General features: G+C 63.3%; 14 protein-coding genes and 1 tRNA gene. 12 read left to right on the plus strand and 3 right to left on the minus strand.

Going from position 1 to position 20,890, the window contains the following annotated elements; genetic code table 11:
* Positions 1–289: 289 nt before the first annotated feature.
* The 3 genes from KVT37_RS33980 to KVT37_RS06435 all read left to right on the plus strand — a co-directional run bounded on the left by KVT37_RS33980 (position 290) and on the right by KVT37_RS06435 (position 1,886).
* A complete protein-coding gene (locus KVT37_RS33980; RefSeq protein ID WP_368860634.1) occupies positions 290–514 on the plus strand; it encodes a tyrosine-type recombinase/integrase in 225 nt (74 codons plus the stop codon).
* 96 nt (positions 515–610) lie between these two features.
* Positions 611–700 (plus strand) — tRNA-Ser (locus KVT37_RS06430).
* A gap of 280 nt (positions 701–980) precedes the next feature.
* Positions 981–1,886 (plus strand): hypothetical protein, encoded by a 906-nt coding sequence (locus KVT37_RS06435; protein ID WP_217570737.1) that lies wholly within the window; start codon positions 981–983, stop codon positions 1,884–1,886.
* 480 nt (positions 1,887–2,366) lie between these two features.
* Here the strand turns inward: KVT37_RS06435 and KVT37_RS06440 are convergent, their stop codons facing one another.
* Positions 2,367–4,481: a hypothetical protein gene (locus KVT37_RS06440; protein ID WP_217570739.1), complete on the minus strand. Its 2,115-nt coding sequence runs from the start codon at positions 4,479–4,481 to the stop codon at positions 2,367–2,369.
* A 157-nt stretch (positions 4,482–4,638) separates the two neighbouring features.
* Between KVT37_RS06440 and KVT37_RS06445 the strand changes: the two genes are divergently transcribed.
* From KVT37_RS06445 to KVT37_RS06470, 6 genes are read left to right on the plus strand one after another with little or no spacing between them, the layout of a single operon-like run.
* Positions 4,639–5,454 (plus strand): transketolase, encoded by an 816-nt coding sequence (locus KVT37_RS06445; RefSeq protein WP_217570741.1) that lies wholly within the window; start codon positions 4,639–4,641, stop codon positions 5,452–5,454.
* Positions 5,451–6,365, plus strand: coding sequence for a transketolase family protein (locus KVT37_RS06450; RefSeq protein ID WP_217570743.1), 915 nt, complete (start codon positions 5,451–5,453; stop codon positions 6,363–6,365). The genes KVT37_RS06445 and KVT37_RS06450 overlap by 4 nt, the downstream gene beginning before the upstream one ends.
* Before the next feature lie 7 nt (positions 6,366–6,372).
* A complete protein-coding gene (locus tag KVT37_RS06455) occupies positions 6,373–7,053 on the plus strand; it encodes a glycosyltransferase (RefSeq protein ID WP_217570744.1) in 681 nt (226 codons plus the stop codon).
* Entirely contained in the window at positions 7,050–8,246 is a 1,197-nt protein-coding gene (locus KVT37_RS06460; protein WP_217570747.1) for a DUF4915 domain-containing protein, read from the plus strand. The genes KVT37_RS06455 and KVT37_RS06460 overlap by 4 nt, the downstream gene beginning before the upstream one ends.
* Positions 8,246–9,184: a sulfotransferase gene (locus KVT37_RS06465; RefSeq protein WP_217570749.1), complete on the plus strand. Its 939-nt coding sequence runs from the start codon at positions 8,246–8,248 to the stop codon at positions 9,182–9,184. Before KVT37_RS06460 ends, KVT37_RS06465 begins: the two co-directional genes overlap by 1 nt.
* A 1-nt stretch (position 9,185) precedes the next feature.
* Positions 9,186–10,175, plus strand: coding sequence for an NAD(P)-dependent oxidoreductase (locus KVT37_RS06470; RefSeq protein ID WP_217570751.1), 990 nt, complete (start codon positions 9,186–9,188; stop codon positions 10,173–10,175).
* Positions 10,176–10,264: 89 nt separating this feature from the next.
* Here KVT37_RS06470 and KVT37_RS06475 read toward each other — a convergent pair whose 3' ends face one another.
* Positions 10,265–10,642 carry a phospholipid-binding protein gene (locus KVT37_RS06475; protein WP_217570753.1) on the minus strand — a complete coding sequence of 126 codons (378 nt, stop codon included), beginning with the start codon at positions 10,640–10,642 and terminating at the stop codon, positions 10,265–10,267.
* A gap of 84 nt (positions 10,643–10,726) precedes the next feature.
* Positions 10,727–17,632, minus strand: a complete 6,906-nt coding sequence (locus KVT37_RS06480) for a hypothetical protein (RefSeq protein ID WP_217570755.1) — start codon at positions 17,630–17,632, stop codon at positions 10,727–10,729.
* 510 nt (positions 17,633–18,142) lie between these two features.
* Between KVT37_RS06480 and KVT37_RS06485 the strand changes: the two genes are divergently transcribed.
* From KVT37_RS06485 to rimO, 3 genes are all read left to right on the plus strand, one after another.
* On the plus strand, positions 18,143–18,550 hold the full coding sequence (locus tag KVT37_RS06485) for a DUF930 domain-containing protein (RefSeq protein ID WP_217570757.1): 408 nt from the start codon (positions 18,143–18,145) through the stop codon (positions 18,548–18,550).
* A 187-nt stretch (positions 18,551–18,737) separates the two neighbouring features.
* Positions 18,738–19,397 carry a TerC family protein gene (locus KVT37_RS06490; protein ID WP_217570759.1) on the plus strand — a complete coding sequence of 220 codons (660 nt, stop codon included), beginning with the start codon at positions 18,738–18,740 and terminating at the stop codon, positions 19,395–19,397.
* 126 nt (positions 19,398–19,523) lie between these two features.
* Positions 19,524–20,837: a 30S ribosomal protein S12 methylthiotransferase RimO gene (gene rimO / locus KVT37_RS06495; RefSeq protein ID WP_217570761.1), complete on the plus strand. Its 1,314-nt coding sequence runs from the start codon at positions 19,524–19,526 to the stop codon at positions 20,835–20,837.
* Positions 20,838–20,890: the final 53 nt, after the last annotated feature.

A 20,890-nucleotide genomic window follows, 5' to 3' on the forward strand; every position in this document is an offset into this window, starting at 1 on the left:
CTGCCGGTTGTCAACGCCGCCAATTAGAAGTCACGAATATTTGTTCGCAGGAGAAGCAGGCCAAAACGCGCCTCGCGCCTCCATCAAGCTTCGCTCCAGAGCCGTGATGACTTGAATGGCACCTCAGCGAACCCTCTGCGGTCTGCAAGGCATCTATCGCCAAAAATGAAATGACCACAGATCCGCTGCCACTGAGACACAGATGACAGCGGACCATTCGGTGCAACGGGAGTGCTGTCCCGTTGAGCAGGAGACACTGCTCAACACGGATCTAAATTGGTTCGCATGGATGGGCGACTTACGGATTCGTAAGCTTTGCCGGCGCCACCGCCTACGGCATACCCATATCACGCAATTGCTGCGGAGCGGCGTTACGGTGCATGTCGCCTCGGCTAACGTCGGCCACGCCAACCCGTCAGTCACGATGAACATTTATGCACACCTTCTGCCAGGCCAGCAGGAAGCTGCGACCGCAGCGGTTGACGCGGCCCTGATAGCCGCACTACAGGAATGAAGCGCGAACCGGTCGGGAACGCTGTCGGTGCCAATTCGGTACCAACCGCTCAAAGCGACCGGTCGCGAACATCCTAAGTGGTTGAAAAACCATAACGGAGGGATGGCCGAGCGGTTTAAGGCACCGGTCTTGAAAACCGGCGTGGGCGCAAGTTCACCGTGGGTTCGAATCCCACTCCCTCCGCCAAACACCCCGACAGGCCGCAACTGGATTTGTGAACGTTTAGGATGTGGTTTCTGACCGCCCAACACTGACTCGTTGATTTTATGAAAGTCACGATGGGAATCTGACCTAGCAATCTCGCAACAATGCTCCCCAGGCGAACGGTTGCAATCGGATAACATCAGCAAGCCATCCCCTTCCCCAAGCCCTCGCCGCGTAACTGCCAAAAATGTTATCGGGCCATCCCATTGACTTTTCGAAAACAATATTAAAATTTAAACAACCTGGATCGGGGGATTTCCAGATGCGCTACACTGTAGGTGCGGCAGGGTTTTGCTTGACTGCTTTGCTGTTAGGTGGATGCGCGGTCCCACCAGATGTAAAAGATTTCTCCGGCGTTGATTCATACGAGATCGTAAAGCGCGTGCGTTGCGAAATGCGTGACGCCGTTCGACAAAAGGCCAAAGAGGAAATAGCCCGCATCAACCCGGATGTTGCCGCCAGATTGAACAGCGACGAGGACTTTCTAGCTTTTGACGCCAAGAGTCTGGCTGGATTGACAGGCTTTGCCAAGCAAGATCTCAACCGGTACAAAGACACCATCGTCGGCTATGATTTCTCTTTTGACATCACCGAGAACAACAATGCCGACGTCGACGTCGATCTGCTGCACACCTTCTCGCGCGGCACATTGGGCTTGGGCATCCATGGAGCCGACAATCGCGAACGAAATTCTTTAGAGTCGTTCAGAACCGTCGACAGTTTTTGGCGCCTGGCGACTGGAGTAAGTAATAAAGATTATTGCGGCAGTGGCGGTGCCAGACCGGTCAATTACGCTTACCCTATTACCGGGAACCTAAATCTGATTAGATATGTAAAGAAATTCCTCGATCTAAATCAGTCTGGAAATCTCGCAGACACGGCGGGAGGGAGCAACATATCATCGTATAATATCTCGCTGAAATTTACCACCGTCGTGAACGGTAAAGTCAGCCCGACGCTGACCCTTCCTACGAGGGCAAAGAGTTTCGAGCTTGCTGATGTCAAAGGAAATCTCGAGGCGAACAGGCAGGACATTCACAAAGTTACGATTGTTTTCGTGCTCGCGCCGGGAACCGACAAGAGAGCGGTTACTTTCGCGGAACAACGTGTCCAAGAAGAGCTCGATTATTTGAGAAACAGAGATGATCTCAGATCATTCAGGGAATAGCTGACCATCGATTGGAGGAGGTCCGGAAATGGCAAGGAAACCAATCAGCCCGAAGTTGATGACGGCCACATCGAGATCAATATCAGCCGAAACCATATTCGCGACGGTAAAGACAATTATCGACGCTGGACTGGAAGAAGACTTCCTTGCCAAGTGCGCAGGAAAGAGGAAGATGACAATCAAACGGTCTGATATGAATTTCATAAAAAAATATTTATCTGATTATCACAACAATCATCTTCTTGAATCCGCCTCTACTGAGATGGTCGACCGCGTTAGGGTTGCTACAGATTCCGCACAGTGTTAGCAGGAGCATCCATCGACAGGAAGGCGAATGGCGTGAATGCCCCCTCGTCGGCCTGCTGCCGCAAGCCGGCCTCGATGTTTGGTACCGAAACCGGCGATCAGGAAGCCGCTGCGTCAATTCCCGGTCGCTCACGCCCGCTCCAGATAAAAACGTCGGGTCCGATGAGGCGCAGGCTATTTGACAGCCTCTTGCACGCGCACCGCCACCAAACCGACCCCCAGCAACCTATTGTCTCCAGGCGTCACGTTCGAAGCGGGTATGGGGCCGCCCTCGGGGATCAGCTCGACCGTGGTGAAGCCCGCCTGCGACAGAAGCGTCGTTGGGATGACGATGCGCTGCTCTTCCGGCTGCATCGGTCGCGCCGCGCTTATCGTGCCTATGAGGGTTTGATTGACGCGCACTTCGACGCGCGGAATTCGACCGTTCTTGTCGGCAATCTGCATTATCCTCAGATCCAGGATGAGGCCGCGTTGACCGAGCTCGCGATTGGGCAGGAGTATGCGCTGCGTCGTGCCCCTGCCCCATCGCCCCCAGGGTTCCGGCGGATACCATCCGCGATCCAGAAGCGCTTCACCGCTGGCGGCGGCGCTGAGCCAGCGATCGAATGGCAGCAGGGGTTGCGAACATTGCGAGGCCGGCAGGCGATACAGGCGACGGACCGGGTCGTCGTTGACCAATCGCGCGCCGGATGCGGTCAGTTGACTGTCCCATGCCGCGAGTTCGCCGGCATCGTAGCCGCGACGATCGATCAGCACCGCATCGAAATTGTAGCCCGGTGACAACTGAGCAAGGACGCAGGGCCAGTTGGCCATTCCCACCAGAGCTTGCAGGCGCGACAGGCCGTCGGTTCCCTCCAACGCGCCGTAACTCCAGTGCCGGGCGCTGCCCGCAGGACTGAAGATGAAGGGCAAGAAATGATCGTAAGGCTTGAAGCCGCGGATCGCGGGCGCCTCGGGCCAGGGCGCCACCGGTAGCTGGAGGATCCGCTGCAGCCCAGCGGAATCCGCTGCGGCCAAGGTCGAGCGGATGCTTGTCATCTCGGCGCCAAACGCCGGCTGGCGCTGCAAGGCGCGCTGTTGCCGCGCAAACAGCGTCTGGCTGCCGGCGCTGTTGACAAGCACGAGCGCAACGAGACCGACCGTGGCTGTCACGCCGCCGATCGAACGGCCGAGCCGCGATTGCAGCCAGGGCACCACATGTCGCCACAACCCGAAGAATACCAGCAGGGCTGCGAAAGCAAAAAACGGCGCAATGCGGTTCTGCGCACGGATTTCCGGCGCGATCAGCAGATTGAAGATCAACCCCAGGCCAAAGGGGGCGCAATAAATCATGCAGAAGACGAGATAGGCGATAATTGCCGGCGCCAGCCCTACATAATCCGGCGGCGCTTCAGGGTCGCGGCCGCGCGGCAGCACGGCCCCAAACAGCGCGGCGAGCAGTGCGAAAGCCGACAGAACAGGACCGGGCCAAACGTCGACACCTTCGGCTGTGCCGCGTATCGCCATATAATTTCGCAGCGCATTCCGCGCGACGCCGAATTGCTGCAGCCTGAGGATCACATCCGAGATGCGCAGGCCGTATAGTGGTTGCTCGGATGCCAGCCTGGCGGTGCCGGCATTCTGCGGCGCGACCACGACAAAGAACGACAGGATCGGCACCAGCACGATCAAGGTCAGGCAGGCCGGAAGGGCCAGGGCCGGCAGATAGCGCCAGTTTCGTTCCTGCGCGGCCAAAGCGAGCCCGGTGAATGCCCAGGTCAGCAGCGCGAAAAAACTGTAGTAAATTCCTGACGTAGCGATCACAACGCAGCATGCGAGCGTGACCGGGTCCTTCACGATGCGCGTCAGCGACCGATCGCGAACAGCCCCGACGATGCGCGGCAGGATCAGGAATGCAAGCGGCGCGGCATAGTAGGCGGCCAGATAATCGTGCCCGGTCGAGCGCGAGCCAAAATAGGGAATGAAGGCAAAGGCGAACGCGCCGGCGAGGCACCACCAGCCGCGAATCTGAAAGGCGAGCAGCGCCCAGAATGCGGCGGCGAAGTTCGCCGCGACGATCAGGATAAGATAGAGATTGGCGCCGACGACGACGTCGCCGGTCAGGCGCGTCGTCACAAATTGCAGCAGGCGTTCGGTGAAGTCCGTGAACGGAAAGCCAAACAGATCCAGCCCATCGGGAAAACCGACCGCGTCCGTTCGAAAAATATGCGGCCAATCGAGAAACAGCCTGCCGTGAAGCAGCAGGAAGATACGGTCGCCCCACAGATTGGTCGGGACATCGAGCCTCATGAACGGCACGCCCGCCATGAGCCAGACAAGCAATGTTCCTAGGCAAAGAAGAGCAACAGGTCGCCTTTCAAGATCGGCAAATAACGCGCTAGGATATCGTGTCATTCGGGAGGGTATCGCATGCCGGCCATCACTACCATGAACGCTGCAGGCTGTCATGGAGACCGATCGGTTGTTCGCTGACCGACAACCTCTGAGCTCGCGGGCCCTCCGCAGGCTGATCCTCGAAGAATCACACCGCGCCCATGTCGGACACATCGGCTCGGCGCTGTCCGTGGTCGACCTCCTCGCGGCACTTTACGGTGGAGCGATACGATCGAGATCGCCGGACGATCCGGAGCGCGATCGCTTCGTCATGAGCAAGGGCCACGCCGCCCTCGCCCTCTACGCCGCCCTGTTCCTGCGTGGGTGGCTGAGCCGCGCCGAACTGGCAAGCTACTGCGCTGACGATTCCCGCCTGGGCGTGCACCCCGCACATCACCTGCCCGGTGTCGATTTCTCGACGGGCTCGCTCGGTCTTGGCCTGTCGATCGGCGCCGGGTCGGCGCTTGCCGCGCGCCTGCTCGGCAAGGATCGCCGCACCTATGTCTTGCTGTCCGATGCCGAGTGCAATGAAGGCGCGACATGGGAGGCGGCGATGTTCGCCGGGCATCACCGGCTCGCGAATTTGATCGCCATCGTCGACCTCAATGGACAGCAGGCGCTGGGCCCGACCGCCGAGATCCTTAATCAAGACCGCCTGCATGAGCGCTGGGCTAGCTGCGGCTGGGCAGTCCGGGAAGTGGACGGGCATGTGCCTGCGGCTGTTCGCGAGGCACTGACCCCGCGTCCGCTGCAGCCGCTTGTGGTGTTGGCGGAGACCATCTCGGGTCGTGGCGTGAGCTTCATGGAGCGCCAGGTGAATTGGCACTATTTGCCGATGTCGGACGAGCAATACGCGATAGCCCTTGCGGAGAGCGAGGCGCTGGCGTGAGGCGCGAGTTCATTGCCACGCTCTGCGAACTGGCCGCTTCCGATCGGCGCATAATGTTGCTGACGGCCGACCTCGGCTTCTCGGTCGTGGAGCCGTTTGCGCAGGCCTATCCGGACAGGTTCGTCAATGTCGGTGTCGCCGAACAGAATATGATCGGCGTCGCCACCGGTCTGGCGGAAGCCGGATTTCTTCCGTTCTGCTATTCGATAGCGACCTTCGCGACGCTGCGGCCTTACGAATTCATCCGCAACGGTCCGGTCGCGCACGAGCTGCCGGTGCGCATCGTCGGCGTCGGCGGCGGCTTCGACTACGGCACGGGCGGGTCGACGCATCACAGCCTCGAGGACATCGCCGTGATGCGTGCCCTGCCTGGAATGATGGTCATTGCTCCGATCGATGGAGCTCAGACCACTGCCGCGCTCAAGTGCCTGTGGTCGGCGCCGTCACCGATCTATTTCAGGCTGGGCAAGGACAGTCCGCAGGTCGCGATTTCGGGCGGTCGATTTGAGCTCGCGCGGGCTCAGACTTTGCGTGAAGGGGCTGACGTGCTCCTCATTTCAACCGGTGCGATGGTCGCAGAGACCATGAAGGCCGCAGAAGTCCTGGCAAACGCCGGCATGCAGGCAAAGGTGTTGTCCGTGCCTTGCCTTGCGCCCGTGCCGCTGGCTGATTTGCGAACCGCGTTGACGGATGCCACGGCCGTCCTGACCATCGAGGCGCATCAGCAGGCAGGAGGGCTGGGTTCCTTGGTCGCCGAGGTTCTGGCGGAAGCCCGGTTGGCGAGACCTTTCCGCCGGGTCGCGGCAAGTCAACCCGGTCTGGGCCGTAGCGGCAGCGCAGCCTGGTTGCTGGAACAGAATGGCTTGACCGCTGACGCAATTGCGGCTGCTGCCCGGACATTGCTTTCCTAGATTTGCCATGGACCCAAAAGTATCGATCATTCTTCCCATCCATAACCAGGCCGATCACGTCGTCGGCATGGTTGGAGAATATCGCGCCGCCCTGCGCGACCTTTCGGTGCCATGGGAAATCATCCTCGTCGAGAATGGATCGCGTGATGAAAGCGCCGTGCTTTGCACAGAGTTGGCGAGCCGCCATGCAAACGTGCGCGCCTTATCCGCCGACCGTGCCGGCTGGGGTCGTGCGGTCAGGGCTGGCCTGGCGGCCGCCCGTGGAGAATTTCTGTGCTACACGAATTCGGCGCGCACCGGCGCGGATGATCTGCGGCGGGCGCTGGATATCGGAATGAGCCGGCCGGACCGCGTCCTCAAAGCCGAGCGAAAGCAAGGTCGGGCGTTGCTTCGCGCGCTAGGATCCCGGTTGTACAACCTCGAGGCGCGATTGCTGTTCGGGCTGCGCCTGCGCGACATCAACGGCACGCCGAAGCTGTTTCACCGTCGCTTCGCGGCGCTGCTCGATCTGCAGCGTGACGACGACCTGATCGATCTGGAATTCTGCATGGTCTGCCGCCGCCACGGATATTCGATCGCCCCCTTTGATATGGCATCCGGTCCCAGGCATGGCGGCCGTTCGACAACCGGTTGGAAGACGGCCATGCGGCTCTACCGCGGAGCGCTGCGCATGAGATTGCAAAGTTGAGCGACGAAACCGACGCACGTTTCCAGGCCGATCATCACGCGTGGCGCGACCCGGCCAGCGTCGTGGCGCAATGGCAGGACGCGGGAGCAGTCGAGAGCATCCTGCTCGATGCGGAGGTGACTGGGCCGTGGTGGCAAATTCTGGCCGAGGCCGGGGTTACCTTGTTGGTCAGCCGCGAATATGAACATCTTTTGATGGCGCTCTCCATGGCTTCGGGAGCCCCCCGGGTGAGCTACTTGCGGCTGCCGCATCCGTCGGGCATCGCCTTCGACGCGGCATCTGGCCAAGTCCACGTCGCAAGTACACGCAATCCGAATGTGCTCTACACGTTGCGGCCTGCGGACCGGCTTCTGCCGCGCAGGGATGTCGAATCGAATTCCGTTGCCGGGCGTGTGCTGATGCCTGCGAGCGCCCGCTTCCTGCCGGGCAGCACCTATCTGCACGATCTGGCGATGATCGGCGCCGAGCTTCATGCCAGCGCGGTCGGCGAGAACGCCATCGTGGCATTCCAGGCCGGCGGCGACAGCCGGCGGGTATGGTGGCCGTCATGCATCGAGGGAGCCGCGGGAGCGGATTTCGGGCTGAACCATTTGCAGCTCAACGGCATCGCGGCCGGGCCGAGCCTTGGCGAAAGCTACTTCACCGCGTCCAAGGACGACCTCCTCGGCGCGCGGCCGGGCCAGATCGATTTTGCCGCGGAAGGGCGCGGCGTGGTTTTCAGCGGCGCGACCCGATCGCCGATGACGCGAGGACTGACCCGACCGCACTCGCCTCGTTTCGTCGGCGGCGCCCTATGGGTAGCCAACAGTGGATTCGGCAGCATCGTGAATTGCGAACAGGACGGCAGTTCGGAGATCGTCGCGCGCCTGCCGGGCTGGACCAGGGGCCTATGCACGTTCGGCGACATCGCGATCGCCGGAACCTCGAGGATCATCCCGCGATTTCGCGCCTATGCGCCCGGGCTCGACCCCGATAGATGTGTCTGCGGGCTGCACGCGGTCGACGTCAAAACCGGCCGCATTCTGGCGAGCCTGTCCTGGCCGGCCGGCAACCAGATTTTCGCGATCGAGGCGGTGCCGTCGTCGATGATCGACCGCCTTCCGTTTGACGGTCTTGAGAGGCAGCCTGATGCGGAGCGCACGCTGTTCTACGCGTGGCAAGACGCTTCCAGTGATCATGCATGGGAGAATTGATGACCGACGGCTTTCGCTTGCTGATGCTCGGCGCCATGTACGAGAATGGCGGAAACACCACGCACCGGTTCCTCGACGGACATCCGGAGATGTTCGTCTATCCGTTCGAGTCGCAGATCGGTACGCGGCTCGTCAACGACGCTTTGACGTCGCTTTTCCCGGTCAAGTACCGCTGGCCGGTATTTGCGCTCGATGCGAGCCCACTGGACGACTACAGAGCGATCATCGACGAGGAGTGCAAGGTGCGCGCCCGCACCCCGCATGTCAGCAAGTTTCGCGAAATGGCCTTCGATTTCAGCGACGACAGGCGCTGCGACCGATATATCGACCATGTGCAGGCCAGTGGCCGCGGCACCGCGAACAACGTCGCGGCATTCTTCAAATCCACCTTCGATGCCTGGAAAGACTACAACCGCAGCGGTCGCGAGAAGATCTATGTCGGTTACAGCCCGATCATCACGGTGGACTCCGAGGCGATCCTCGCCGCTGTGCCCGGCGCCCACATGCTGCACGTCGTGCGCAACCCGTTCTCCGCCTATGCCGACACGAAGAAGCGCCCCGTCCCGATGCGCCTGCCGGACTACATGCGAGCCTGGTGCCTCAACCAGTACCACGCGCTCCTTGCCCGCGCACGCCATCCGGACCGGGTCCACATCGTCAGGCTGGAAGATGTCGTGTCCGACGCGCGCAAGGCGCTGGCGCCGGTTCTGTCCGCGTTGGGCATCGGCGATCATCCCGCGCTTTCGACACCGACATGGAACGGTCAGGCCTTGCGTGAAGTCTACCCGTGGGGAACGATCCGCCGCGCCACGCCGGACGCCAATCGCGCGACGGCCGCGGAACTCTCGGCCGAGGAACATGCAAGGATCGCCGAGGCCACCTGGCAGTATCTCGACGTCTTCGACTACGGAGAATTCGCCAGAATGCGGGCCGGCTGAGATGCAGCGCGTCGTCGTGACCGGCGGCAGCGGCTTTGTCGGCGCTGGTTTGGTCAGACGGCTGCTATCTATGGATTGGCAGGTCGATCTCCTGCTGCGGCCGGCCTTCACGACCTGGCGTGTTCCCGCAGGGCAGAAGAGGCTTTCGACGCATCTGGTCGATCTGACGGACGCATCGTCGGTCGGCACGCTGCTGCAGCGACTGCGGCCCCGCTACGTGTTCCATCTGGCCGCGCATGGCGCGTATTCTTGGCAGACCGATTCCGCCAGGATTGCCAGCACCAACCTGGAGGCAACCCGCACGTTGGCGCTTGCTTCGCTCGAGGCGGGTATCGAAGCCTTCGTGCATACGGGAAGTTCCCTGGAATACGGCCGCAAGCGGCACGCCCCTTTCGAGGATGCGCCGGCCGAACCTGAAGGGGCTTATGCGATCTCGAAGGCGGCGGCGACCGCCTTCTGTCGCGATCTCGCCCGACAATCAGGGGTCCGCATTCCGACGCTTCGCCTCTATTCGGTCTACGGGCCGTGGGAAGAGCCGCGGCGCCTCGTGCCGTCACTGCTTCTTCATGCCCTGGCGGGGCAATGGCCGCCGCTTGCAAATCCCGACACGGCCCGGGATTTCGTCTGGCTCGAAGACGTGATCGACGCCTTGATCATTGCCGCTACCCGTCCGCTGACGGATCCAGGCGCCATATTCAACATCGGCACCGGCCGGCAAACCACGCTGAGGAAAATCGTCGATCTCGTGCGCGGCATGACCGGCTGCAAAGCTGAACCGCATTGGCAGAGCATGCCCGATCGGAACTGGGACACGGATGTCTGGCAGGCCGAGACCCGACGCGCGGCAGCGGAGCTGGGCTGGAGCGCGCAAACGACGTTGCGGACCGGTATGCGAAAAACGATGGAATGGCTGCGGGAAGATCGCGAACGCCTCGACTTCTATCGAACAAGCCTCGGCCTCGCCGCTCCCCCCGCTACCAGTTCAGGCTGAAGACACCGACCAATCGCCGATAACGTGGCCAGGGTCTGTGGCCGTTGGCGACATGCAAGGATCGGCGTCCTAGCTGGGACAGCCGGCCTCTATTTTGAGGAAAATGGCTGGGAGGCGGAACCGCTGGCCAAAACTTTTCCTGACGAATCCACCGCCTTCACGGTGATGTTGTAAAAATGGGTTCCGCTATCCGGGCATGGCCCTTTGTAATGGAACGCGCCGTAGGGCAGCGATGTTTGCCCCTTATAAGCAACAGTCCCGCCGCCGTGATCGTAAGATGAACTGCTGTCCGTCATCTTGATCTGCAGTTTTGTCGTTCCCGCAGGCACGCCCGACACCGTTATCGGTGGCGATTTCGGGTCAAAGCATTTCTTCGTCGGGCCCCATGCGAATGAAACGCCCATGCCGGAGGCAAATGCATTCGATGCGACGATCGCAAACCCAAGCGCAAGTAACAGTCTTTTCATAATTTCCCCAATTTCCGAATCAACGAAAGAAACGACGCAAAATAGGCCAATGCCACCTCCGTTCGAGGGGCCGTCCGCTCTCCTCTACCAGTTCAGCTTGAAGCCGACATCGCCGCCATAGCTCTGCAAACCGTCGCCGAACTTGCCGTCGAAGGCGGCGAACATGGAAGTGTTCGAGCCCCAGTTCATCTTTAGCCCCGCATTGACGGCAACCGCGTCCTCGGCTGCCGAGGCGCCCTGGATGACGAACGAGGTGCCCGGCGCCGCCTGGAAGCTCGGCTTCACCGAACGGTCCGTCTCGAATTCGTGCACCCAGGCCGCGCGGCCCCAGGCCTGCAGCGACCGGCCGTCGCCGACGCCGATCGTGGTGTCGAGTTGCAGGCCGAGCGAGACCGGCAGCGAGGTGATGACGCGGTGATCGAAGCTCAGGCCCAACGCGCCGCCATCTGGCGAAGTCTCATCGAAACCATCCATCGACAGCAGTGCGAACTGCAATCCGGCGAACGGCGTGATCGCCCCCTCGCCCACCTGCTGCCGCCAGCCGGCCTCGATGTTGGTGCCGAAACCGGCGCTCAGGAAATTGCTGCGCCAGTTCTCGGTCGTCAAACCGGCCACCGGATCGATTGGCGAGTCCGAACCGGGCACGGCCGTGGCGCGGTGGATGTTGTTGTTGTAGAGGCCGAAGGCAAGCGCGCCGTCGATATAGAACTGGTCCCATTTGCGCGCGACATAGGCGCCGGCCTGGGCACCGACGATGTTGCCCGAAGTCTGGCGGTCGTCGACGGCAAATGAACCCGCGGAGCCACCGAGCGCGAAGCCCACCAGCATGTCGGGATCACCCGTGGTCTCCATGCCGGCGGCGAGGTTGCCGCTCCTGTAGGTGGTGCCGGCACTGCCCAAAGCCGCGTCGCCGCTGATTTCGCCGCCATTGCCGCCGGCGCTCGCCCAATAGCTCCAGCGCCGCTGGTCGGGCTGCATGGCCTTGAACGGATCCTTCTTGGGTTTCGCCGGTTCGTCATAGGCCTGCGGCGTGACCGTGTGATCCGTCGGATCGGTGCCGACGCCGGTGCGCCAGAAATCGGCCTGGCGGCCCATCGAAGCAAAGAAGCTTTCATAGGCACCGAACTGCGGCTGCTCGGCACCGGAAACGCCCTCGCCCGAGAGCGAGTCGTAGACGGCGCCGAGTTGGCTGACCGTCGGAATGTAGAACAGCGCCTGGGCGATCTTCTGGAAATCCGGTGAGGTCGGGCCGCCGCTCTGAATGGCGTTGACCGCGTTCGCGACCGGTATCTGGTTCCCGGTCAGGCCCGTGGGGGCGAAGCTGATGTCGACCCCGAGATAGACGTCGTTGGCGCCTTGATATTGCAACTCGTATTGCGCGACCGCGCTTTGAACCGAACTGAGTTCCAGTCGGGTGTGGGAGACGCCGCCATCGGCATGCAGGATGTGGAACGTTTGGCTTCCGGGCTTCGCCGCGGCCGCATCCATGATGTTGAGATCGATTGCTCCGGTCAGATCGGCGGTGCCTGTGACGTCGATGAGGTCGGACTGCGGATCGAGATCGACGTCGAGCTTGTAGGCGCCGGTCGAAGCCTGGTTCCAATTGCCGACGAGATTGGTCGTCATCACATGGTTGTCGCCGCCCGGCGAGAAATAGCCGCTGTCGGCAAAGAGGTTGCCGGTGCCGAGCTTGGCGTCGGCACCGGCATTGAAGATGGCGTTGGCCGAGTTGGTGAAGCTGTTGGCGCCGGCGCCAAGGTCGAAGGAGCCGGTGACGGTGCCGTAATTGGTGACCGCCTCCTTGGCGTCGCCGGATAGGATCGCCCAACCGCCCTCCGTGCCGTTCGCGGTCGTGATCGTGCCTTTGTTGCTGATCGTGTTGTTCTTGCCGTCGACGATCCAGACACCGACGCCGATATGATTTGCGTCGGTGGCGCCGCCCGAGACCTTGCCGGTGCTGCTCTTGAGGTTGATCGCAATGTCGCCATTGCCGTCCACGGCCTTGCTCTGCGCGACGATGGCGTCCGTGCCGGCGGCGTGGGTGACGACCGACCCGTCGAGATCGACGGTGATGTTGCCGGCAGTGCCGAGATAGCTCTGCGTCGTATCCTTCTTGCCGCCGTTGCTCTGGGCGAAGATGCCGATGGAGCCGTCGCCATAGGTATCGATCGTGCCGGCATAGTTGACGTGAACGATGCCGGAATCGCCGGCATCGCCATTGCTGCCGACGGCCCAGTTCGTGACGGTGTGCACACCTGGGATCAGTTCGTTGCCGAGCGTGCCGAGGATGCCGCCGCCGCCGCCCACCGACTGGGCGAAGATGCCGGCCGAGGAAGAGCCATGGGTGATGATCGCGCCATTGCCCTCGACGGTGACATCCTTGCCCGAGCCGCCATTGCCGCCGCCCTGGCCGAAGGCAAAGCCGATGCCGAGGTTGAGCGACGGGATCGGTCCAAGTCCGTTCGCCAGCACGCGATCGACATTACCGGCGACGCCGCCGCCGCCGCCCACCGCCTGGGCGAAGATGCCATTGGATGCAGCGCCGAAGGTCTCGATCCTGCCGTTGCCGTTGTTGGTGACATGGACGATGCCGCCATCGCCGCCGCTGGTGCCCTTGCCGCCGACGCCGATCGTGCCGGTGGCTCCGATATTGCCCTTGCCGCCGATGCCGCCGCCGCCGCCCACCGACTGCGCGAAGATACCGTTCGAATTGCTGCCCCTCGTGGTGATGTTGCCGGTGTTGGTGACCTCGACGAGCCCGCCAATGCCTGACCCGCCGCCATTGCCGCCGACGGCCGCGCCGAGCGAGCTGTAGAGCTTGGTCTTGCCGAAGGCGAGGTTGGCGATCAGCGCCGCCGGGACCGGGATCAGCTCGTCCGTGCCGAGGATACCGTTGCCGCCGGCGCCGCCGCCGCCGCCCACGCTCTGCGCATAGATGCCATCGGCAAGCGAACCGTTGGTCGTGATGCTGCCGTCATTGGTGACAACCACGTGGCCGCCGTCGCCCGCCGCGCCGCCCTGGCCGCCGACCGCGACCGACATGGCGACGTTGATCAGCGCGTCCGGAGGAGCCTCCCCCTTGCCGACCAGCACATTGAGGGAATGGGCGCGGCCGCCGATGCCGCCCCCGCCGCCGATCGATTGCGCGAAGATGCCATAGGCGCTGTTGCCGGTGGTCACCGTATCGCCGGCGATGTCCGTGTCGGTGGTGATGAGGCCGGTTTCGATGTTTCCGTGGTTGTTGACGGTGACGTCCTTGCCGTCGCCCGCGAGCGCGCCATTGCCGCCGACCGCGACCGAAATATTGGTGTTCTGCGCGCCGGAGCTTGTGGCGTTGTCCCAGCAAAATACGGCACAGCTAGCATTGCCGCCGTCGCCGCCGCCGCCGCCCGCGCTCTGCGCGTAGATGCCGGCCGAGTTGTCGCCATAGGTACGGATGACCGCCCAGTTGTTGACCGTCGCGGTCGAACCGTCGCCGCCGAGCGCGCCCTGGCCGCCGACGGTGACGCCTATCGACGCAAGTGGCAGGTTGCTGTTGTTGATGCCAAGGTTGACGCCGATCGCGAAGCCGCCGTCGCCGCCGCCGCCGCCTATCGACTGGGCCCTGACGCCGTCGGCGCCGAGGCCGTAGGTGGTGATGGTGGAGTCGGCGACGATCGCGCCGTCATCGTCCTTGCCCGCATCGACGATCACCGCGCCGCCATTCCCGCCTGTGCCGCCCGTGCCGCCGACGGCGACCGATATGTTGGCCCCCGGCCCCAGCGAGCCGGAGCCCGATCCGGCGTAGCCGCCGGTGCCGCCGCCGCCGCCGACCGATTGCGCCCAGATGCCGTGGGCTTCGGTGCCGCGAGTGGTGATGTTTCCGCCATTGGTGACATGCACCGTGTCGCCGATGCTGCCATCGCCACCGCTGCCGCCGACCGCGACCGAAACGGCAACAGCCGGAATCTCTTCAGGATCGGGCGAAACAGCGAGCGAGAATGCGATCGCACCGCCGCCATTGCCGCCGCCGCCGCCGACCGATTGCGCGAAGATGCCGTAGGCCTTGATGCCCGAGGTGCTGATGTCGCCCTGGTTGCTGACCGTGACGGTGCCGCCGCTGCTGCCGTCGCCGGCATCGCCGCCGACGGCCGCCGATATCGCGCCGACCGCTAGCGCGCCGGCGATGGAAAAGCCGCCATTGCCGCCGCCGCCGCCAAGGCTCTGCGCATTGATGCCGATCGATCCGTCCGCATGGGTGATGATCGACGAGCCGTTGTTGACGGTGACGGCCTTGGCGATACCACCAGCGGCTCCCTTGCCGCCGAGAGTGACCGTCAGCGCGATGGCGCCGATCGTGCCGCCGCCGGCAAAGCCGCCATTGCCGCCACCGCCGCCGACCGACTGCGCGAGAATGCCGTGGGCCTGGAGGCCGAAAGTCTCGATCGTGCCGCCCGTGGTGTTGACGGTGACGATGTCGCCGCTGCCTCCGACATCGGCAGCGCCGCCCATGGCGAGGCCGAAGTTGAACGCGCCGCCGCCGCTCACCGCGACGGCGCCGCCGCCATCGCCGCCGCCGCCGCCGACCGACTGCGCGAAGATGCCATAGGCGCCGTCGCCCTGGGTGGTGATGTCGCCCTTGTAGTTGACGGTCACGTCCTTGCCGTCGCCACCGGGGCCGCCCTTGCCGCCGAGCGCGAAGCTGGCGCCGGCGCCGGAGGTGCCGCTCGAAACCGCGACCGCAAGGCCGCCCCTGCCACCGCCGCCGCCAACCGACTGCGCGAAGACGCCATAGGCCTTGGCGCCGGTGACGACGGTTTGGCCCAAAAGGTTGGTGGTGCGCGTGCCGGTGGAGATGTCGGAAGCGATGAGGCCGCTGAGGTTGCCCGGCGTGTTCACGTGGTTGACCTCGACCGATCCGCCGTTGCCGCCCTTGTCGCCGGAGCCGCCAATGGCGATCGCCACGGCATCACCGACGGTATAGGAGCCGCCGCCATTGCCGCCGCCACCCAGCGACTGAGCGAGAATGCCGACCGAGTTGTCGCCGGTTGTCGTCAAGTGGTTTGAGGAATTGACGATGACGTTCAGGCCGTTGCCGCCCCCGCCTCCGGAGCCGCCGATGGAGAAGAGGCCGCCGCTGGAACCGCCATCGCCGCCGCCGCCGCCGATCGACTCCGCCTGGATGGCGGTGCCGGCCGTTGCGATGATGCCGGTATTGTTGACGGTGACCGTGCCGCCATTGCTGGTTGAGGAGCCTTTGCCGCCGATGGCGACAAGGCCGCCTGAATCGCCGCCATTGCCGCCGCCGCCGCCGATCGACTGGGCATAGATGCCGCGCGCCTTCGGTCCGGTGGTGGTCAGCGTGCCGTCATTGGTCACGGTCACCGATCCGCCCGCGCCGCCCGCGCTGCCCTCGCCGCCGATGGCAACCAGGCCGCCGCTGCCGGAGCCGGTGCCGCCGCCGCCGCCCTTCGATTGCGCCACCGTCGCCTCGGCGCCGACATCCCTGGTGGTTGGGCCGAGATCTGTGACGCTCGAGTCCGTGCCGCCATATGTCGTAACGCTGGCATGGTTGTTGACGATGACGGTCTTGCCGTCGCCGCCGGAGCCGGCGTCGCCGCCGATGGCCACCAGGCCGCCTGCGCCGCCCGCATCGCCGCCGCCGCCGCCGATCGACTGCGCCAGGATGCCGAAGGCGCCGACGCCATAGGTGGTGATGTTGCCACCGACATTGTTGTTGACGGTCACGGTATCGCCGGTGCCGCCGCCGGAGCCGAGCTTGTTGCCGAGCGCGACAAGGCCGCCGGAGTCGCCGGCATTGCCGCCGCTGCCGCCGAGCGATTGCGCCCAGATGCCGTAGGACCGCGCTCCCTTGGTCTCGATGACGCCGGTGTTGGTGACGGTGACCGTGCCGCCATTGCCGCCGGCGGAGGCCGAGCCGGGCTGGCCGACGATGCCGAAGCTGTCGCCGCCTGAGCCACCGCCGCCGCCAATCGATTGCGCGAAGATGCCGACGGATTTGTCCTTGTTGGTGGTGACCTGGCCGCTGTTGGTGACGATCACCGTGCCGCCTTTTGTCGGCGGGCCGCCAGAGCCACCCTGGCTGAGGATATAACCGTTGCCGCCGGCGCCGCCCTGGCCGCCCTTGCTCATCACGAAGATGCCATCAGCGCCGACCGCGTCGGTGGTGATGGTCGCGGCCGAGTTGAGCGTAATGTCGCCGCCCTGGCCGGCCGCACCGCCCTGGCGCGCGTCCTGATTGCCGTATGAATCGCCGCCCTTTCCGCCATCGCCACCGATACTGACGATCTCGACAGCGGGCTTGCCGGCCTGGCTGGAACTGTAGCTGGTGCCTACCGGCAGCGTGTCGTTGATCGTCGGGCCGTTGCCGCCCGGCTGGCCATCGGAACCACTCACGCCGATGGTCAAGCTGCCGAGAATGCCGAAGTCGATCTCGATCCCGTAGGCATTCGAGCCGCCCGAGCCGTTGGAACCGGTCTGCCGGTCGACATAGCGCACGTCGTTGCCCTGGGTCACGGTGCCGCCGGTGCCGGACGCGCCGGCACCGCCGCCCGCTGTCGGAACGTTGAGCTGATAAGTGTTCAGCGTGGTTTGCGGCTTGCCTGAGTCGGTCTCGTTCTCGACCACAATGCCGGTATAGTAGGTGCTGCCGTTCACCGTCGTCGTGGTGTAGGACAGAACTTTGTAGGTCTTTCCGCCGGAAACAAAGGTACTGTTGACGGCGGGTGGCGAGACGATAACGGCGTTGTAGGTGGTCGTGCTGCCGGAGGTCACCTTTGTCACCACCCAGCCATTGGGCGGCGATGGGATCTGGAAGACCGTTTCGAACTGTTGGGTGCCGGGGTTGTACACCGTGTCGCCGACTGCCACAGCGAGCGCGCTGCCAATGGGCAGCAAAAGCATCGAGCCGGTCAGTATCGCGAACACGCTGGACCGGGCCGACCGCCGCAGAGCGCTCAGCCCGATTGCCGGCACACCGATAGCCTTCATTGCCGCAATTCCCCCCCCCGGGCCGTCCTGCCCGCCCCCGTGCTCACATGGCGTGACCCAGGGGAACCGCGTTGTCAACTTCGCTCCAACTGCCAAGACCCGGGTAACTTCACGGGTTTGTTGCCTCCGGCAAGTAATCCGGCTTAGGTCTGGCTGTTATAAAAAGTATTGAACCATTTGGATTTTCTGAATTTTCCGGCCAGCGAAGCCACGGAGTCGACGTGCCCGCCAGCCTGCCATACGACGCCACAGCGCCGTTCCATGAAGGTGGGACGCAGGGTGTCAGGGGCTGACTTTTTCTGGGCATATCGCGGCTTCGTCAAAGGAGATGCATGGACGCGGGCACCTCCGCGTCGATCCGCGCCTTCGCGTGCATTAGCGATTCTACAAGTCGCAGCCACCAAGAGTTGTGCGCCGCGTGCATCGTTTGATGGACGGAAGCGATCTTGGCCGCGTGCGGGACAGTCAACCGTTGGTGAAACAGCGTTTATTTGATTTCTCTGACAAAATATGCTGCTTGTCGCGCCCATGAAAAAGCTCTGCCTGATGGTCCTGGCGTCGCTGGCGCCGGCCTTGCCGGCCAAGGCGATGGACAATGCGTTGCGTGCCGGCCTGATGAAACTCGATCCCGAAACCCGCCTCGAGCAGCGGTGCGACGCCGAGGTGCTAGACCGGATCAGCCACGACGATCACAACTACAAGGCCGATCGCGTCGTGGCCTACGCCTTCGCCACCCCGCAGATGAGCGCCGACGCCATCAAGAGCTCCGGTGCGGCCTTTCGCAGCAAGGGCCAATGGTACCGTCTGAAGTTCAAATGCCAGACCGCGCCCGACCACATGGAAGTGCTGCAGTTCCGCTACAAGATCGGCGACGAGATCCCGGAATCCGACTGGGCCAAATATAATCTCTACGATTGACCGGCGATCCCGGCCAATAGCGCCCGGTCGACACAACAGCCGTAAAATATCCTGGATATCCAGTGGAGCGGAATGCCCTGAAAGGGCTGGTTCCGGCCTGTTCTCTTGACGCGCGGGAACCATACACGTTAGGGCGTCAGCATAGTCGACGATCGAGACTCCGCGAACAGCAAAGGGCCTCCAGCCGATGGATATTTTCAGCGCCGCAAGCCTGACCGCCCTGCTCCAGGTCATCGCCATCGACCTGGTGCTTGCCGGCGACAATGCCATCGTCATCGGCCTCGCGGCGGCGGGACTGCCCGCGGATCAGCGCAAGAAGGCAATCCTCATCGGTGTGCTCGCCGCGACAGTGCTTCGCATCCTCTTTGCCGCGATCACGGTGAAGCTGCTCGCCATTGTCGGCCTGCTGCTGGCCGGCGGCATCCTGCTGCTTTGGGTGTGCTGGAAAATGTATCGTGAATTGCGCACCTCCCATGCCGACGAGCATGAGGCTACGGAGGCGCTGGCCAATTCCGACCTCGACAGCGACAAGGCAATCGCGGGCAAGGCGCGGCGCAAGACGCTTGGGCAGGCAGCGCTGCAGATCGTCGTTGCCGATGTGTCCATGTCGCTCGACAATGTACTGGCCGTGGCCGGTGCGGCGCGCGATCATTTCCCGGTGCTGGTCATCGGCCTCGTGCTGTCGATTGCGCTGATGGGCCTCGCGGCGAGCTTTATCGCCAGGCTCCTGCACCGCTATCGGTGGATCGCCTATATCGGCCTGGCGATCATCCTCTATGTCGCGCTCGACATGGTCTATCGCGGCGCGGTCGAAGTCTGGCCGCACGTCAATGCCGCGGTAAGCTGAGGCAATTCCATCCGGTACAGTGATTTGCGCCGGGGAATGCGTTTTGCCGCAGGACGGGCCAGCCCATACCAATGCCTCAATTAGTGTGGTATTGCGCCGCCGATCCCCAAAAGCCCGGAACACCTTATGTCCGCCCCACGCGTCAGTTTCGTCAGTCTTGGATGCCCGAAGGCGCTCGTCGATTCCGAGCGCATCATCACGCGGCTCCGCGCCGAAGGCTACGAGATCGCGCGCAAGCATGACGGCGCCGACCTTGTCGTGGTCAACACCTGCGGCTTCCTCGATTCCGCCCGTGACGAGTCGCTCAACGCCATCGGCTCGGCGCTTTCGGAAAATGGCCGCGTCATCGTCACCGGCTGCCTCGGCGCCGAGCCGGATGTCATCCGCGAAAAGCATCCCAATGTGCTGGCGATCACCGGGCCGCAGGCCTATGAGAGCGTCATGGCCGCGGTGCACGAGGCGGCTCCGCCGAGCCACGATCCCTATATCGACCTGCTGCCGCCGCAGGGCGTGAAGCTGACGCCGCGCCATTACGCCTATCTGAAGATTTCCGAAGGCTGCAACAACCGCTGCACCTTCTGCATCATTCCCGCGCTGCGCGGCGATCTGGTCTCGCGCCCGGCTGCGGATGTGCTGCGCGAAGCCGAGAAGCTCGCCAAGGCCGGCGTCAAGGAAATCCTCGTCATCTCGCAGGACACCAGCGCTTACGGCATCGACATCAAGTATCAGACCTCGATGTTCGGCGACCGTGAAGTGCGGGCGAAATTCCTCGACCTCGCGGAAGAACTCGGCAAGCTCGGCATCTGGATACGCATGCATTACGTGTATCCCTATCCGCATGTCGCCGACGTCATCCCACTGATGGCGGAAGGAAAGATCCTTCCCTATCTCGACATCCCCTTCCAGCACGCCTCGCCGCAGGTGCTGAAGAACATGCGCCGTCCCGCGCATGGCGAAAAGACCCTGGAGCGCATCCGCGGCTGGCGCGAGGTCTGTCCGGATCTTGCTATCCGTTCGACCTTCATCGTCGGTTTCCCCGGCGAGACGGAAGACGATTTCCAGATGCTGCTCGACTGGCTGGACGAAGCGAAAATCGACCGCGCCGGCTGCTTCAAATACGAGCCGGTTAAGGGCGCGCGCTCCAACGACCTCGGGCTGGAACAGGTGCCGCAGGAGATCAAGGAAGCGCGCTGGCACCGCTTCATGCAGCGCCAGCAGAAGATCTCGGCTGCACAGCTCGCCAAGAAGGTCGGCAAGCGCCTGCCGGTGCTGATCGATGAGGCGCATGGCGCGTCCGCCAAGGGCCGCACCAAATACGATGCGCCCGAGATCGACGGCTCGGTGCACATCCAGTCGCGGCGTCCGTTGCGCGCCGGCGAGATCGTCACGGTCAAGATCGACCGCGCTGACGCCTACGATCTCTACGGCTCGGCGGTCTGATACCGGAGCGAAAGCAGACGTCTTGAATGCAAAAAAGGGCGCCCTGCGGCGCC

Origin of the sequence: Mesorhizobium sp. GbtcB19 (genome assembly GCF_019091085.1) — a bacterium.
In the GTDB taxonomy this organism is placed as follows: Bacteria; Pseudomonadota; Alphaproteobacteria; order Rhizobiales; family Rhizobiaceae; genus Mesorhizobium.